Annotated in this window: 13 protein-coding genes and 1 pseudogene; 12 read left to right on the top strand and 2 right to left on the bottom strand. The window is 46.9% G+C overall.

All coding sequences use genetic code 11. The features are described from left to right. Nucleotides 1-295: 295 nt before the first annotated feature. The 6 genes and pseudogenes from ftsH (at nucleotide 296) to OXH39_15510 (ending at nucleotide 5,399) form a co-directional block, all read left to right on the top strand. Nucleotides 296-1,897, top strand: a pseudogene (ftsH, locus tag OXH39_15535) (ATP-dependent zinc metalloprotease FtsH). Continuing rightward, a complete protein-coding gene (gene folP / locus OXH39_15530; protein ID MCY3551872.1) occupies nucleotides 1,894-2,718 on the top strand; it encodes a dihydropteroate synthase in 825 nt (274 codons plus the stop codon). Before ftsH ends, folP begins: the two are co-directional and overlap by 4 nt. Next, a complete protein-coding gene (gene acpS / locus OXH39_15525; protein MCY3551871.1) occupies nucleotides 2,702-3,115 on the top strand; it encodes a holo-ACP synthase in 414 nt (137 codons plus the stop codon). The genes folP and acpS overlap by 17 nt, the downstream gene beginning before the upstream one ends. A 97-nt stretch (nucleotides 3,116-3,212) precedes the next feature. Further along, complete coding sequence (locus tag OXH39_15520) at nucleotides 3,213-4,325, top strand: hypothetical protein (protein ID MCY3551870.1); 1,113 nt, start codon at nucleotides 3,213-3,215, stop codon at nucleotides 4,323-4,325. 8 nt (nucleotides 4,326-4,333) lie between these two features. Beyond that, a complete protein-coding gene (locus OXH39_15515; GenBank protein MCY3551869.1) occupies nucleotides 4,334-4,924 on the top strand; it encodes an IMPACT family protein in 591 nt (196 codons plus the stop codon). A gap of 34 nt (nucleotides 4,925-4,958) precedes the next feature. Beyond that, complete coding sequence (locus OXH39_15510; GenBank protein ID MCY3551868.1) at nucleotides 4,959-5,399, top strand: glycine cleavage system protein H; 441 nt, start codon at nucleotides 4,959-4,961, stop codon at nucleotides 5,397-5,399. 90 nt (nucleotides 5,400-5,489) lie between these two features. Here OXH39_15510 and OXH39_15505 read toward each other — a convergent pair whose 3' ends face one another. Then, nucleotides 5,490-6,431 (bottom strand): DNA methyltransferase, encoded by a 942-nt coding sequence (locus OXH39_15505; GenBank protein MCY3551867.1) that lies wholly within the window; start codon nucleotides 6,429-6,431, stop codon nucleotides 5,490-5,492. A 182-nt stretch (nucleotides 6,432-6,613) separates the two neighbouring features. Here OXH39_15505 and OXH39_15500 point away from each other — a divergent pair, with 182 nt between their 5' ends. Together OXH39_15500 and OXH39_15495 are read left to right on the top strand one after the other, a co-directional pair. Then, nucleotides 6,614-7,453, top strand: a complete 840-nt coding sequence (locus OXH39_15500; GenBank protein ID MCY3551866.1) for an ABC transporter substrate-binding protein — start codon at nucleotides 6,614-6,616, stop codon at nucleotides 7,451-7,453. Nucleotides 7,454-7,501: 48 nt separating this feature from the next. Continuing rightward, nucleotides 7,502-7,741, top strand: coding sequence for a hypothetical protein (locus OXH39_15495; protein ID MCY3551865.1), 240 nt, complete (start codon nucleotides 7,502-7,504; stop codon nucleotides 7,739-7,741). Between the two features lie 31 nt (nucleotides 7,742-7,772). On the opposite strand, the gene OXH39_15490 is transcribed toward OXH39_15495, so the two are convergent. Then, nucleotides 7,773-8,645, bottom strand: coding sequence for an SdiA-regulated domain-containing protein (locus OXH39_15490; GenBank protein ID MCY3551864.1), 873 nt, complete (start codon nucleotides 8,643-8,645; stop codon nucleotides 7,773-7,775). Between the two features lie 339 nt (nucleotides 8,646-8,984). Here OXH39_15490 and OXH39_15485 point away from each other — a divergent pair, with 339 nt between their 5' ends. The 4 genes from OXH39_15485 (at nucleotide 8,985) to OXH39_15470 (ending at nucleotide 16,365) form a co-directional block, all read left to right on the top strand. Next, entirely contained in the window at nucleotides 8,985-10,400 is a 1,416-nt protein-coding gene (locus tag OXH39_15485; protein ID MCY3551863.1) for a beta/gamma crystallin-related protein, read from the top strand. A gap of 176 nt (nucleotides 10,401-10,576) precedes the next feature. Beyond that, nucleotides 10,577-12,874 carry an SPFH domain-containing protein gene (locus OXH39_15480; protein ID MCY3551862.1) on the top strand — a complete coding sequence of 766 codons (2,298 nt, stop codon included), beginning with the start codon at nucleotides 10,577-10,579 and terminating at the stop codon, nucleotides 12,872-12,874. An 82-nt stretch (nucleotides 12,875-12,956) separates the two neighbouring features. Further along, complete coding sequence (locus OXH39_15475; GenBank protein ID MCY3551861.1) at nucleotides 12,957-14,255, top strand: hypothetical protein; 1,299 nt, start codon at nucleotides 12,957-12,959, stop codon at nucleotides 14,253-14,255. Beyond that, complete coding sequence (locus OXH39_15470; protein MCY3551860.1) at nucleotides 14,248-16,365, top strand: M6 family metalloprotease domain-containing protein; 2,118 nt, start codon at nucleotides 14,248-14,250, stop codon at nucleotides 16,363-16,365. The genes OXH39_15475 and OXH39_15470 overlap by 8 nt, the downstream gene beginning before the upstream one ends. Nucleotides 16,366-16,507: the final 142 nt, after the last annotated feature.

The raw sequence follows: 16,507 nt of genomic DNA, 5'->3' as shown, positions 1-16,507 counted from the left end.
CATGGTTATTTGGTGGGTAGTTGTTGCCGGACTTGTTGTTCTTGGTATCTACCAACTATTTAACCGCAGAGATCCAGTGTATCAACTGGCGACCTCTGATTTTCATCAATATATAACGCGCGGTCCAGATCTATTTGATGGGTATCTGGTTTTAGATGAGGAATGGATTGAAGGGAAATTTCATGCAAGCGTACTTACTGATATCCGCGCCGATGTTATGCGAAGTGTAGGACCTGAGGAGCAAGAAAATCCTCTTCCACAGAAATGGCAAGGCGAATTTAGAGCAAGCCGCGATGCGATCGATGATTACGACATCCAGGCAAAACTTGATCAGTCCGGTATTCATTACAATGTGAAACCGCCATCTAAGTTCCCACAGGGGCTCCTTATCTTCGGGACAACTGTCGTTCCACTGCTTATTTTTTTAGGTTTGATGATTTTCCTGTCGCGTCAGATGCAAGGGAGTGGAAATCGAGCACTCTCTTTTGGCAAAAGCCGGGCAAGGCTCCATTCTGAGAATCAAACAAAGGTGACATTTGAAGATGTCGCAGGGGTCGATGAGGCGAAGGAAGCACTTGAAGAAGTTATTGAATTCCTAAAAGCACCGAAAAAATTTGAACGACTTGGGGGTAAAATTCCTAAAGGAGTCCTCCTCATGGGACCTCCAGGGACCGGTAAGACAATGCTTGCCCAAGCCGTCGCAGGTGAGGCGGACGTGCCGTTTTATAGTATCAGTGGGTCTGACTTCGTCGAAATGTTTGTCGGCGTAGGCGCATCCCGTGTCCGAGACCTATTTGAAACCGGTAAGAAGAATGCACCTTGTATCATCTTTATTGATGAATTAGATGCAGTCGGTAGACACCGGGGTGCCGGTATCGGTGGCGGCCACGATGAACGCGAGCAAACCCTAAATCAGCTCCTTGTTGAGATGCAGGGGTTTGAGGCATCCGAAGGTGTGATACTCATCGCGGCGACGAACCGTCCCGATGTTTTGGATCCAGCACTCCTTCGACCCGGTAGATTTGACCGACAGATCGTTGTAGACCTTCCAGATGTTCGTGGCAGGGAAGCAATACTCAAGGTACATACAAAAGAACCCTATAAACTCGCTGAAAATGTTAATTTGGAAATCTTAGCGAAGGCAACCCCCGGCTTTTCTGGTGCCGACCTTGAGAATATGGCAAACGAAGCCGCACTGCTTGCCGCAAGGTGTGACAGAGAAGAAATTGACATGATGTGCTTTGATGAAGCGAAGGATCGTGTGCTTATGGGACCCGAGCGGCGGAGTCTTGTCATTAGTGATGAAGAAAGAACGGTCACCGCTTATCATGAAGCTGGGCATGCACTCATGTTACACTTCGTCCCGGAAAGTGATCCGAACTATAAGTGTACCATTGTCCCACGCGGCAGAGCCCTCGGTGTCACAGCGAAACTACCCCTCGAAGAACGGCATAACATGAGTAAGAAACGTTTGCTCGCCCATATCATTTTCGCACTTGGTGGTAGAGTCGCTGAAGAGATTATATTTGGCGAACAGACGACGGGGGCACAAAACGATTTTGAGCAAGCCACAAGTCTTGCCCGTCGAATGGTTACGCAGTGGGGTATGAGCCACATGGGACCCCTCACCTACGGTAGACGCGATGAACAGGTATTCCTCGGCAAAGAATTGAGTGTCCATCAGGATTATAGTGAGAAAACTGCCATTGAAATTGACAAAGCGGTTCACGACATCGTAACGGAGTGCTATAAGAAGGCACGAAATATTTTGGAAACGAATCTTGAGGGTTTGAAGTTGCTGGCGGATGCGTTATTAGAACGGGAAACCCTTGTTACCGAGGAGATTGATGAAATTCTCGGGCCACGTCCACAGCTCCCTGCGAAGCCAATCGTATGAACTGTCGTGGTAGAACACTCACTTTAGGGCTCCATACACATGTGATGGGCATCTTGAATGTCACCCCGGACTCTTTTTCCGATGGCGGGTGCTATCTTGATGTTGAACGAGCGGTTGCGCACGCTGAACTAATGGCGGTGGAAGGTGCAACCCTTATTGATATTGGAGGTGAGTCTTCCCGGCCTGGGGCATCACCCGTGTCGATTGATGAAGAGTTGGCGCGAATCCTACCAGTCATTCGTGCGGTTGCTGACACTGTTGATGTCCTGCTTTCCGTTGACACATATAAAGCAGAGGTCGCCCGATGTGCTCTGGAAGCTGGGGCACATCTCATTAACGACATCACTGCACTGCACGGCGATACGGGAATGGCTGCTGTCGTAGCAGAAATGAAAGCAGGCCTCATCCTGATGCATATTAAAGGGACACCGCGCACAATGCAACAATCACCTCAGTACGATGATGTTGTTGGTGAGATTTGTATGTCCCTTCAGAAAAGTATACAGATTGCCGAAGCACAAGGCGTTGCTGCCGAGCGGATTATTATCGACCCAGGGATTGGATTTGGCAAAACGATGGAACATAATCTTGAGATCCTAAAACGTCTTGAGGAGTTCAGAGGGTTGCAGAAACCCTTGCTCATTGGCACATCACGAAAATCGTTTATTGGTAACATTTTAGAGCTTCCTGTAACCGAGCGCGTTGAAGGAACAACCGCGACTGTGTGTTGGGCTATCTCACACGGTGTAGACATTGTGCGTGTTCATGATGTCAAAGAAAATGTCCGAGCTGCACAAATGACGGATGCACTCTACAGATAAACCGATGCACCAGCACAAAATTCAGGGAATCGGCATTGATATTGTTGAGGTTGAACGGATTCGAGACGCGTCTCGTCGGTGGGGTGCACGTTTTGAACAGCGCGTCTACACGCAGCAGGAACTCACATATTGTGGGGAGGCTCCCTCCCGATACTGGCGGCTTGCCGCCCGTTTTGCTGCTAAAGAAGCGGCATTCAAGGCACTTGGCACAGGTTTGACGACTGGCATGCGCTGGCAAGATATAGAAATTCGAGCCGACGCTGTTGGCAAACCGGAACTTATTTTACACGGCGAAGTCCAACGTTATGCGCACGAACGCAATATTAATTCAATATTTGTCTCTCTGTCTCACACAAATGTTTATGCTGTAGCACAGGTTACACTCTGTTCCACTTAATTTAGAGTGGATTATCAAAATTTGCATTCACATACCTAAATTTCATATTCCTAAGAAAGCGGTGTCCTATGGGCAGCCCTTTCGTGTGAGGTGAGACATGAAATATATCCAAAGTTGCGTTGCAACTCTTCTACTTTACTTAATCTTCCACTTTTTTGTTTCAAGTGGCATTGCCTCAATGGTGGACGCAAGAGCATCAGCAGACGGTTTTCTCAAGCAGTTGCTCGGTGCTGAACATCAGGGGATGGGCGGAAGTTTCGTTGGATTAACGCGCGGGGCGAATGCCCTTGGGAGTAATCCTGCTGGCATCGGTACAACAGAAGGAAACCGATTTGTTATCCACGCGACCCGTTTTCCACGAACCATTGCCTTGCTCTCGAAACCGAACCTCAATGCGAGTTATGAGGATTATAGTCGATATGAACAGCACGCGTACGGGATTGAAACTTTAAACTGGACGTTTCCGATGAGCAAATTCGGGACGCTTGGATTAGGGTTCTCGTTTGCACAGGATGGGGCATTCCGCCGAGTGGACTATCAAGGTAAGGCACTCAACAGTTTTCCTGAAAATAATCTTGCTATCGGTTTGAGTTACGGGTTAAATATATTCGGCGGCACCATTGTTGGGGTTGATACGAAATGGCTGCGTTCTAAAGTAATCGGCACTGACGGGAACGAGGACCTTGGACACGGATACGCCTATAATGTTGGTATTATCCAACAGATTGGGGAGGCAGTTCAGGTAGGGATCGTCGCTCGGAATTTGAGTAACGGACTCTCCTTTTCTGACGCTTCCATTCCAAATATGATGGAGCGCACAATTGTAACGGGGATTGCCTATCAGCGCGAAATATCGGACGCGGCTTTGCGCATCGGCTTAGATGTACATCCACCCTTCCATGACGGTATCCGGACAAATGTAGGTGCCGAAGTGTGGTACCAACACTGGATTGGTATTAGAGTTGGCTACCTTCGGGACACACAAAAGCGTTACACATCAGTGTCTCTCTTACAAGACGGTTCATTTGAAACCGAAGAACGACTCTGGAAAGCGGAAGGTCCATGCTTCGGACTCGGTGTTAGACTCGGAAGTATAACACTCAACGCAGCGTATACACCGCAACTCATACCCACTGTCGGCGCAGAAGAACGCCTCCATATTGTGCAAGGGAAAGGTGTGTACGCCTTTTCAATCGGGCAAACTTTTTAGAAAGATGTATGTCTGACGAATACAGAACTGTCGTAGGGATAGCCTGCACACATCATGTTGTAAAGAAATCTCGATTTTTTGGAGAGGCCGCATCTGTACATACCCAAGCGCAGGCTAAAGATTTTCTGAGTCAAGCGCAAGAGCGGAACCCACGTGCTTCACACTATTGTTATGCGTACAGTATTGGCAGTGGAGACACGCTCCGTGAGTATGCGACCGATGCGGGGGAACCCACTCACTCCGCCGGTCCCCCTATCCTCTCCGCAATTCGTGCTTTTGACTTGTCTAATACTATCTGTGTTGTTACTCGGTATTACGGTGGTATTAATCTCGGTGTTGGTGGATTAATTCGCGCCTATGGGCGGTGTGCAAGAGCATGCCTCCAAAGTGCTACTATAGAAAACCGTATCTTTTATCGAAACTTACATTTAAAAGTCAATCATCCAGATATTGGGACTGTTGTTAATTTGTGTAAACGTGCAGGTGGGAAAGTAATAGATATAAAGTATGACCCGGACCCAATTATCCAGATTCAGATCCGGCAAAATGTTCTTGAACCTTTCCAATCACAACTCGAAGGTCTTGGAATTGTCACGTAAGAGAACCATCAGGTCTAATGGGAGGAAATTCGTGATGAAAAATCTTGAGATAAAATATACAACAACGCACGAATGGATTGAGTTTCTCAATTCAAAAGAGTGTAACATTGGGATTACCGAACGGATTCAGGAGGTTTATAGCAATATCATTTTTATAGAATTGCCAACTCTCGGCGAGTATGAACAGGGCGAGATTATCGGGCGCATTGAGACATCGGATGGACGGAATTTCTATATCTACGCCCCTATATCCGGCGAAATTTATGAAATCAATGATGTGCTTGAAGATGATATTGAACTTATCAACCGTTTCCCAGAAGGTGATGGATGGATTTGTAAATTTCGGATCGAGAATCCCAATGAAATAGATGCTCTCCTTAACCGGAAAGAATATGAAGCGCATGAAGAAGAAGAACTCAATGAGGACGAGTATCTACCAGAAACTGACTTCTATGAAAACATTGAAGACTATTGATGGGTCATAGCAGGCTTTCATTTGTAATAAGGCATTACCGAGTTGTTCTTTTAAACTTTATCACAGATGCCAACACTGCAAAAGTCCACATTATTGTGGCACAGAAACGATGAAGATACGCCGCACGATGCTGAGTTTAGGCACCGGTAAGACAGCTTCAATCTGGTAACCTAAATCGGTCAGGAGTTTACTGAGATCTCGAAGGGCGATGAACGCTGCTTTCGGCGCGCATGTCCGTAGATTCAACAAAATATCTTCCTCCTGGGAGTTGTCTTTAACGAGATTGATGCCGTAGGGTAAGTCTGTCGCAATAGCGTCAAACTGCCCGCGAATTTGTGTAGCATCACCTAATGCTACATCTGCCGAGAGTCCAAAATGCTGAAGATTCTTCGTTGTCGCACCTATCATGCGCGGGTTGACATCGTAACCCACCGCGTGGATGCCACTATGTGCAGCGGACATCACAATCGTACCGGTCCCACAGCAAGGATCGAGCAGGCTATCCCCTGGAGATGCCACTAAATTGACGAGTACACGCGCAAGCCGGGCAGGCAGTGAGCTTGACGTTACATGAGGACGTTGGTTGTGCGCGAGCCAGATATTATCAGATTCGGAGAGGAGTCGCCCAAACCACATTTTCTCGGCTGTGACCACTGTGAGAAAGGTAACTTTCGGTTGGCTTAGGTTCGCACCGCCATCGATAACATTGCCGATATCCCGCGCGAGTGTCATAGAATTTATCTTCAGGTTACGGGGTTTTTTCACGACTGATACCCGAAATTCATCGGCGTGTAAACCTATGGCTCTGATGTTTGCGCAGAGTTCAGCAAGACTCGCCGTTTCAAAAAGAACTTCGCTGCAACTTTTCAGATACGCACCCCGAGCAACATCAACGCACCTTGCCGAAAGTGCTATGCCTTGTTCATTTGGCGCAGATCCGGTTAGGGCAGTGCACTCTGCGTTTACTAACTCTGTGAGTCCCTGCGGTGTGGCGGTCAGATAGAGGTATGTGGGTTTTACTTGAGACACCATAGTTTTGGACTTACTCCAATTGGCTAAATCTATTTCGGATACTTACATTATAACGCCATCTGGAAAAAAACTGCAATCAGATACCGATCAGAATCATTCGGTTCTTCTAATGATGGGTTTGTGATCTTGATTGCCAAATTTCATCAAAATTGATAGAAAACTGAACACCGAAAAGGAATACTATGTCACAGACAGAAAAAATTCGGATTGGGCACAGTCCAGATTCCGACGATGCTTTTATGTTCTATGCGCTCGCGAAAGATCTAATCCCAACGGGTCCTTTTGAGATCGTCCATGTTATTGAAGATATTGAAACCCTAAATCAGCGTGCGCTTGCTGCCGAACTTGAAGTTACAGCGATCTCCGTGCACGCCTACGCTTATGTCGCAAAAGATTATGTATTCATGCCGTGCGGGGCGAGTATTGGTGATCGGTACGGTCCCCTTGTTGTCTCCAAAGCACCGATAGATACTCTCGCAGGCAAACGCATCGCCATTCCAGGCAAAATGACGACTGCCTACCTCACACTTAGCCTTTTTGAACCTAATTTTGAGGCAGAGACCCGTCCCTTTGATAAGATATTGGACGCTGTTCAACAGGACGAAGTGGACGCAGGACTTATTATTCATGAGGGGCAGCTGACTTACGCACGCGAAGGGCTTCACAAAGTCATTGATTTGGGGGAATGGTGGCATGAAGAAACAGGGCTGCCATTGCCGCTCGGTGCTAATGTGATTCGTCGCAATCTCGGCACAGAGAAAATTCGCAAGATAACAGCATTACTCAAACAAAGCATTCAGTACTCACTCGACCACCGATCACGCGGGCTGGAATACGCTATGACTTATGCACGCGACATGGAAACCGATCTCGCCGATAAATTTGTCGGGATGTACGTCAATAATTATACACTTGATTACGGTGAAAACGGTAAAGCTGGTGTCAGAGAATTGCTCCATCGCGGTAACGCAGCAGGGATAATTCCGCATCGCGTAGATGCCGACTTTGTCAGTCTTGAGTAACTTCTACTTGTTATTTCTGGTAAGGCTTTTGTCCACGTACAAACATTCATGGATACCAAACGTCGTAGATATTTTCATTTAGAAGATGCTGAGGGCAAGAGACTCGCCTATGGAGTTCTCTATGATGAAGGAAATGTGCAGCTCTTATGGCGAGCCGATTGTGGGCACACAGCAGAACAGTATGCGTCCATCAATTTGGTATTGGATTTAGTGCCGGGAATCACTGTCCTGCGTCTTGAAAGTGATGATAAAAAGAAAGACGCGGGGCAGAAGATGATTGAAGAATAAAAGTGAATGAGACATCACACAAATTATCTATTTACCGAAGGCGTAGATCCGCTAATTTGATAATTTCCCCAGTTTCCTGCGCGATGTACATATAGCCGAGTCCATCCAACACAATCCCTTCCTGCTCGTCCCCGGGCAAGAGGTATTGGCTTAAAATGGTGCCTTCCGGCTTGAGTTCAACTAAGAGATTTGTTGTGTCACTGATTAGCACCAGAAAATCGCCTTGGGCATCGTAAGCAAGTCCAGAAATGTCGATGAAGTTCATCTTATGAGCACGGACGATAGTGGCGGTTGTCTGTCTGTCTGTTGAGGACCGGAGTGGGACAAGGACTTCACATACAACAGACGGCTCGTCTCTCGCTTTGAGACTAAAGGTTTGGTTGCCGACCCAAAAAGTACCCCCCTCTGGATGCGAATCATCCGGCACGAAAGCGATCGCTTCAATTCCCATGCCTCCTTTCTTCAGGAGTAGTTCCCCTTCAAAATTCCTGCCGATTCTGAATTCTCTTTGAATCGTAAGGTTTTTGGGATCAAGTTCAAGGATTGCTTCATCGTCTTCCACCGCGGCATACAGCAAACCCGTGCTTGGGTCCATGGTAATCCCTTCGATGTCCCGCTCATTCAGTCCTTTTGATTGAATAAGCCTTCCATTTAGGCTCAGTTCGTGGATAATACCGGCATCATCAGCGAGGAACAACGTCCGCCGAGTCGGATGGTAAGTGATACCGGAGGGTTCTGCTATCTGTTTCTTCGTGATACTCCCAACCCAATTATAGGGAAGCGCGATTGGACGTGATTCTGCAGTCTTTTTCTTTGTCGCCTGTTCCATTTGGACGAGAAAATAGACTAACGCGCTGCTGATACCGGTAATTAAAATAATCAGAAGTACTCTTTTGTAAGACATCGCGGCACCTCTATCTTGCATTGGCAAAGAGTTCTTTCTAAGTCCCTGTGCATACTTTATCATATTCTTTTCGGAGAATCAAGAAAATTAACACACCTTGACATTCAGCAGAATTTCAGTTATAATGTGAAAAGGATATTTGGATTCGGCAGTAAAGTCTCTCATTAACTATGTATTTCATTATACCTGAAATATATAAAAAAGTTTACAATTAAGAAGTAGAGACGACTCGTGGGAAGTTCTTAACGTTTTTCCTTGACAAACTGCCTCTGCGAATGGTATTTTAATTTTAACTCGCAATCGCGTTTGCGGGTTACGCCTGAAAACAAGGAGCGGGTTATGACCAATATGCCGAGGCTGGTCGTTGAAGTCTTTGAACACGTAAATTTTCATGGACGTAAGGTTACGCTGGTTGAATCGATCCCAAACACCGGAGAGATTGGCGCACAAGATATTATCTCTTCCATTAAGATCTACAAGGGACCGGGGTTCAACGCGTCACCGAACTACAAAGCCATTTTTCACGAACATGAGAACTATAGGGGGCGCCAGCTCGTACTTGCCCCTGGGTTCTATCCAAATATTCACGACATCCCCTATAACTTCGGGGATGCGATCACGGCTATTAGTTTTAGTCCATCAGCACATCCGACACCACCGGAGTATGGGGCGGTACCGGTCATCATCGAAGTATTTCGCGACGTAGATTATAACGGACAGCGGAGCGTTGTCATGCGCGATGTCAGTTCAATGTTTGATGTTGGTATGAACGATACGGTTTCGTCGATTCGTATCCAGCGGGGACCCAGTTTCCCGTTCAGTGGATGTCATGTTATTTTCTATGAGCATGTGAATTTTGAAGGACGGCGGCTGAATATAACTTTAAGCTCGCAAGAATTTCGCGTGGCACATCGGAATCTCAGATCACTCCCTCATTCGCAATCATTTTCAGATATTATTTCTTCTATTAAGATTGTGCCATTAGGCGTATTCAGAGTGCTAATTGTTGTTGGCGATAATATGACGGGCGAGCCAGCAATATTGGAATCACTCACTACGCTTGAGGGGTTAGAATTCCAATTCACGACCGTGCATGTCAATGACAATCCCGACAACCGGGGTGATCCCAACAATGCGATCAAACTCTCAAGTATTACGCTTTCAGAGTATGACATCATCTGGTTCACTTGGTTCGCAACAGGACATGACGGTGAATATTTCGTTGAAGACGCGGATGATGCAATTCAAGATTTTGTTCGCAAGGGAGGAATCGTCTGGGCTTCGGCGATGGACAACAATATTGTCCGACCCGATGGTGTACACACGACCGAACCCCAATGGCGGGGTGACTGGCTCCCGGTTGAGCGCCATCCAATCCGCGTAATTAATTCCAATGATGTAAATGTACGAATTACTGATGATGGGCAGAAAACAGGCATGTTTACCTGGCCCCATAAGGTGAATGTAGACGCTCTTGTAACCGACGACCACTGGGTAACGAATGACGGAAGTTACCGAAAATTGGCAGTTAGAGAGGATAATGGAGATGCTGTCAGTGTCCAGTTGCAATGGGGAGACGGCTATTACGTCGCTTTTGCGGTTGATACCCGTGATGCACATCGGACCACGATAGCAAGACCTCTCATTGAGAACGCTCTCTGTTACTTAGCAAACCTCGCGTGGCAGACTTCTCCACGTCAACCGCTCAAGGGGCGTTACCGGACGCACCTCAGCAGCGAAACGATTTTCCGGTAGGGAATAGTTATCAGTCTTAGGTTTTCAGTTTTCGGTTAAACGTGTGCAGGGCAAGTGTTATGTCCTTCACAAACGGGTGACTTTAACCATCAACTCGTCTACAGATACTTTTGCGAAAGCACGAGTTGATGGTTAAAACTGATAACTAATAACTGACAACTAAAAAGGAGAATTGAATGCGTTTCATTGCCGTTATCGTTTTCTTGATCGCTGTAGCAATCGCTGTTGGCTGGTTTGCCTACGATAACCTCGATCAGTTTGGACAAAACGAAATAATACGATGGTTGGCAGCTATCCTCGTCGTACTGCTTGCAAGTTTGGTGACCTTTGCCGCTATAGTCATTCGCTACCGGATACCGAAAGCCGATATCGCGTTGGTACGGACTGGTGGTGCAAAAGAAAAAATCCGTATCACCGGCGGGCTTTGGGTTAACACCATTATCCATGAAATCAAAGAGATTTCCCTCAACACCATGCGAATTGAGGTTATTCGAGAGGGAACAGAGGCTTTAATTACCTACGACTTTAACCGCGGTGATGTTGAAGTCGTTTTCTACCTTAAAGTCGAGCCTGAGGAAAACGATATTTTGCGCGCTGCACAAGCACTCGGTGATAAATCTATGACACCGGAGACAGTGCGAGAATTAATTGAACCAAAACTTGAAGGGGCATTGCGAAGTGTTGCAGCTGAAAGTGAGATTCAGGATCTCCTCCAGAAACGTCAGGAATTTGCCGACAAAGTGCAAGCGGCATGCGGTGAGGATTTGGAGACGCAAAACGGTTTGACCCTTGAGACCGTCTCGATCATTCGAGTAGATCAAACCCCCGTCGAAACACTTGATGCTGAAAACCGATTTGACGCTGTCGGTATTCGTAAAATTACCGAAATCACTGCTGATCAATATCGAGAAAAGGTAGACATAGAAGAACGGAAAGAAGTCGCTGTCGTTCAAATCGAAGTTGCTGCCCGTATAGAGAAGCTTGAAGCAGAACAGGAGCAGGCGTGGGCAGAATCCGACCAGCAAAAGAATATCGCTATCTATGCCGCTGAACGAGAAGCAGAGACACTCAAGTTCCAATTTGAAATGGAACAAGGTGTGCAAGAACGTGAATATGAGATGAAGCAAGAGGTTGAGCGCGCACGTATCACGCAGGAACAGGTCGTCCAGGAACGTGAAATTGAGATGAACCGTGACGTTGAGGTCGCTCGCGTGCAACAAGAACAGATTGTCGCTGAACGTGAGATTGAGAAGAACCTCATCGTGGAGACACAACAGATTGAACAATCCAAGGTTGTGCAGCTTGCTGAAATTGAGCAGCATCTCGTTGTCCAAATGCAGCGGATTGAACAGGAACAGACCGTTGAAGTTCGCGAAATAGAGAAAGCATTAATAGTAGAGAAAGCAAGGATAGCCCAAGAAGAGGGTGTATCTTTACGTAGCATTGAGCGTGATTTGACAGTCCAGACGGTACAGCTTGCTATGGAACAACAGGTCCAACAGCGTGAGATAGAAAAGAACCTCGTCGTTGAAACCGCACAAATTGACCAGATGCGACAAGTCGAACTCGCCGAAATTGCCAAAACATTAGCAGTAGAAATAACCCGAATCGCCCAGGAGCAACAGGTTGAGACCCGCGAGATTGAAAAAGAACTCATGGTAGAGAAAGCAAAGATAGCCCAAGAAGAGGGTGTATCCTTACGAGACATTGAACGTGAGTTAGTGGTACAGACAACGCGTTTCGCTCAAGAACAACAGGTCCAACAACGTGAGATAGAAAAGAACCTCGTTGTCGAAACCGCACAGATTGACCAGATGCGGCAAGTCGAACTCGCTGAGATTGCCAAGATGCTGAATGTGGAGCAGTCCCGTATCAATCAAGAATTGCGTGTTGCCTTAAGCGATGAAGACCGAAAGATTGATGTCGCTAATAAACAGCAGGTGACTGCACTCGCTGAGAAGGAACAATTGGTTGCGGAAGCCGAGCGTATGGGTGCCGAGGTGAATGTGACAGCCACGGAAGAGGTGATGTCGGCAGAATGGCAGCGTGAAGTGGCAGTCATCGGTGCAGAAGCACAGGCACAACCTATTGAACGTCTCGCTGACGCGGTACTTGCCGAAGCCCGTGCAAAAGCACAGGGTGAAATGGCAGAATATGAAGCGCGGAATGTTGCTGAACAACGCGTCCTTGTCCAAGAGGCGATCTTAGAACTCATTAATGATGCCGATGATATTATTGAGCAGTTGATGAAGCCCGTTGAGAAAATTGATAGCATCAAAATTCTGGATATGGGTAGTGATGGACAAGGCGGTATCAACCGGAGCAATATGGGGAGACTCGCGAATGCCTTGCTTGATACCGGTGCCATCTCTCCAATGCTTAAGGAATTGTTTAACTTTGCGGATGTGGATGCACAACAGATTACAGACAAGATTGCTGAATATCTCGCAGATCTTGTCAATCGTCCGAGTTGATTGCATACCTATCTTAATAGTGTGAGTATTTGATTGAATTCTTGTGCGCGTTCTCAACCGCACCAATTCTTCAGGGGAAAACATGCGACGTCAGACACGGCAAACATCAGCAAAACGGCGCAGAAGCCAGCGTTGTCGAACGTGTCGTTCTGACAAAGGCAAACGCGTCTGTCCAGCACTTAATGGCACGCTAATCTGCCCGGAATGCTGTAGAGCCAAACGCGCTAAGATCCCCGGGTGTGACGACAGGTGCCAATATTACTCACCCCTTATTGTCTCAAGTAGAACCCACAAAGCCCCTGATTTTCCATTACATCGGTGTTTAATCAGCCGTTCTAACGACACCGGTATGTTAATCGTGGTTGGTACTCGGAGACGGCCAGATGGTAACCTGAAAGCGATGTTCCTACTGCTGGATCTCTGGAAGAAGGGCATCCGAGATTGTTTTTTTGATGCAAATCTTTCTGAAAAACAGTTCGAGAAGGTTTCCCAAAGGATTGCGAAAAACTATAATCTCATGGAATCCACAGAACCGGGCGAGCCAGACGGAGATAAAGAACTCGCTCGTCTACCCAAGGATACGCTTGTTATTGAGGCAGATACTGCTGTCCATCTTGATAGGGGTGTGAGAGTAGTTGACCATGGCGAAGCCTCTCGCGGAAAAGCTATTGACAGCAAGGAAGGGACAAGAGCAATACACGAAATTTATATGCCTAAAACCGGCAAGTGGTACCTCTGGGCACGTGCCTTCTTTGAATATAGCAAAGACTCTTATTGGATCGGTATGGATGAGGCACTCGCAAAACCGTGGGATAGAGCAGGGGGACCAGGTGCCATGAAAATTTGGGTTGAACCTAATGATACCTCCAAGTGGGGACGTTGGCTGTGGGATACGGCATCAGACGACACAACCGGTAACAAACCGAACGACCCCCCTGCTTTTTTTCATATTAAACGGACAGGCTACTATCGTCTTTGGTCGAAAGGAAGGGAAGAAGGGGCACTCTTAGACCAAATCTTACTGACCCGCGCACGAGATTTCAACCCGCAAACTGAGACAGAGGGAAAACAGCTTCCACTTAAGTATTCCCCGAACCTCTATGAACCTGTTTCTATTCGCAAATGCCAAAAACTAATCCGCCATGCTGTTCAGATCGCGACCGCTGTCAACACCGAAATACCTTGGGAATTCAAATACTGGCTTCAGGATATTTGGGGGGATATTACCCGATTCCCGGAAACAGAAGGTTCGATCTACAAATGTCCCAAATGTGAAGCGGATCTGCCGCAACAGGCAGTCGATCTCATGATACAACACGCCCAATCCGATGATATTCAATTCTACATCCTGTGCCGGAAGTGCGGAGGCGAGTTTGATTAAGCACTTTTTAGCTACCTGCTGCGTCTCTATCCTTATTCTTCTTTTTTCTTCATTAGGTATCACGGCACCCCCAAATCCCTATCTATTTTTTAATCAAGACTCAGCAAGCGGTGAATTGGTCCCCAAAGCACCTCAAAGTAGAGCAAAGTTTCTCGAAGCGTTAGACGGGTGTTGTCTTGTCAAAGAGCAAGGGGTTTTGCAGTCCGACGGCATAGAATATGTCCTCGCTTTGAAAATAGATTTTGTTGACATGCCGGGACGTAGAAAGGGCGCAGAATTTGATAGATACCTCTTTGCGACAGAAGGCGTTTCTCTCAAAACCTATTATCGTGAAAATTCTTACGGGCAGATGGATGTCCAACCCGGTCCAATGGGCGGCGTTATTCCGGCTGGTAACGCGTGGATCCGTGCCAAAAAGCCGATGACCTATTACGGCGAAGGTAGTAGAATCCTTGAACGTTACCGGGAGTTAGTTCGCGAAGCGTGTGAAGCAGTAGATGCAAGTGTCGATTTTTCAAAATATGATCGAGACGCAGACGGTGTTGTAGACCATGTTTTCGTTATTCATTCAGGCAACGACCAGGCTTCCACGGGCGTTATTGATGACATTGCGTCTCTTCTAATACCTTCCGTTAATGCTGTTCATGATGGCGTTCGCGTCAATACGGCTGCTATTGTGGCTGAAGAACCTGATTTTGAGCACCCACACTTGGGAATCTATTTCCATGAGTTTTTTCATGATTTCGGCGCGCCTGATGTCTATGGATTCGATTTTACAGACGCACGGGACCATAAATGGGGGCTGATGAGTCAGTTCGGACCCTATCAGGGACCTGAGGCATTCGGAGTCGGAAATGGCTTAGAACCGAGTCATATTATGGGATACCTCAAATGGGATTTCGATGCGAGACCTCAAAACGGTCGTCTCGGTTGGATTCAACCCGTTCAGATTACACAAAACCAACAAATTGATGTCCCCAGCTTTGAACTTGCCCCCGGAACAAATAAACTTTTCAAGATTGATATTCACTCGTCGGCAACTCCCGTTCGTGGTGAATCGACAGAATTTTTCCTTATAGAAAATCGGAACAAAACGTCAGGGGCGACCTTTGATACCCATCTGCCTGAGTCCGGTATTCTGATTTGGCATATTGACGAAACGAACCCGTATCCACTTGGCACCTTTGATGCTTCCCAACAGATATGGCTTGAGGATCCCTCGGATCCTGAACACCTCGGTATCTCTCAAAAAGACGGTGCTGAGTTTATAGATGTGCAAATGATAACGGATGGTGCCGCTTACTCTGCTGACGATGAACAGACTGCCTTTACACCCGGCACCGTGCCGAACAGTAATGCAAACGATGGAACTGTTACCGGTATCTCAGTTACGAATATTGGAGCAGAAGGGCTTACGATTCCAATCCTTGTGTCGTTTGGGGATACTTATGAACCAAACGATACGTTTGCGACTGCGTTCCGTATTGAATATGGGCAGACTTACGAATCCTTTCTTTTCGATCTGAATGATACGCGCGACGTTTACAAACTGGAGGCAGTTCGCGATGTCACTATTTTAGTAACATTGGCTGACATTCCACCGGGCAAAGGTTATCGTTTATCTCTTTACTCAGAGATGGGTGAAGTGTATGCGACTGGAGAAAACGCTACCGACATCGCTGGGTTGAGAATTATTTACCAGCCCAATAGGACAGGGATATTTTACCTTGTCGTGGAATCCGACGGTGGATTCAGCAGTGTTGATTCTTACAGATTGCGCATAGAGCAGCTTCAGGCGGGGGATTTCGCCTTTGAGGATACGCGGGTGTATCCAAATCCGTTCCGTGCGGGTGATACAGTGATGACGTTCGCCTACCGGCTTTCTGCTTCACAGGTTGCGGATAACATCAACCTTGAGATTTTCGCACCGACAGGTGCTCTTGTTTATAGTGAAACGCACGAGAATGCAGGCGCACAAGGAAAGTTTGAATGGTCGCTTGCAACCCGCAGCGGCGCGCCTGTCGCATCAGGTGTTTATATCTATCGTATTTCTGCAGTGCAAGCGGATATGCTTGTCCAAGAAATTGGGAAGTTGAGTGTCATAAAATAATCCCAACAAATTCTTCTCATATATTTCTTGACTAAAAATTGTAGTTATGCTAACTTAATAAGCAAATTCAGTTTTAGACGCGCCAGTTGGACTTTAATCCGGCGTTCTCAAAATCAGTCATAAATGATAACGTGCTGATTCG

The sequence above is a fragment of the Candidatus Poribacteria bacterium genome, assembly GCA_026702755.1.
GTDB lineage: Bacteria > Poribacteria > WGA-4E > WGA-4E > WGA-3G > WGA-3G.
Note: the sequence above shows the minus strand (reverse complement) of the source record. Positions and strands in the feature narration are given on the sequence as shown.

Coding starts and splice junctions, on each gene's coding strand:
- acpS (MCY3551871.1), top strand. CDS start 2,702: ATGCACTCTACAGATAAACCGATGCACCAGCACAAAATTCAGGGAATC.
- OXH39_15505 (MCY3551867.1), bottom strand. CDS start 6,431: ATGGTGTCTCAAGTAAAACCCACATACCTCTATCTGACCGCCACACCG.
- OXH39_15485 (MCY3551863.1), top strand. CDS start 8,985: ATGACCAATATGCCGAGGCTGGTCGTTGAAGTCTTTGAACACGTAAAT.
- OXH39_15520 (MCY3551870.1), top strand. CDS start 3,213: ATGAAATATATCCAAAGTTGCGTTGCAACTCTTCTACTTTACTTAATC.
- OXH39_15490 (MCY3551864.1), bottom strand. CDS start 8,645: ATGTCTTACAAAAGAGTACTTCTGATTATTTTAATTACCGGTATCAGC.
- OXH39_15475 (MCY3551861.1), top strand. CDS start 12,957: ATGCGACGTCAGACACGGCAAACATCAGCAAAACGGCGCAGAAGCCAG.
- OXH39_15510 (MCY3551868.1), top strand. CDS start 4,959: ATGAAAAATCTTGAGATAAAATATACAACAACGCACGAATGGATTGAG.
- folP (MCY3551872.1), top strand. CDS start 1,894: ATGAACTGTCGTGGTAGAACACTCACTTTAGGGCTCCATACACATGTG.
- OXH39_15495 (MCY3551865.1), top strand. CDS start 7,502: ATGGATACCAAACGTCGTAGATATTTTCATTTAGAAGATGCTGAGGGC.
- OXH39_15500 (MCY3551866.1), top strand. CDS start 6,614: ATGTCACAGACAGAAAAAATTCGGATTGGGCACAGTCCAGATTCCGAC.
- OXH39_15515 (MCY3551869.1), top strand. CDS start 4,334: ATGTCTGACGAATACAGAACTGTCGTAGGGATAGCCTGCACACATCAT.
- OXH39_15480 (MCY3551862.1), top strand. CDS start 10,577: ATGCGTTTCATTGCCGTTATCGTTTTCTTGATCGCTGTAGCAATCGCT.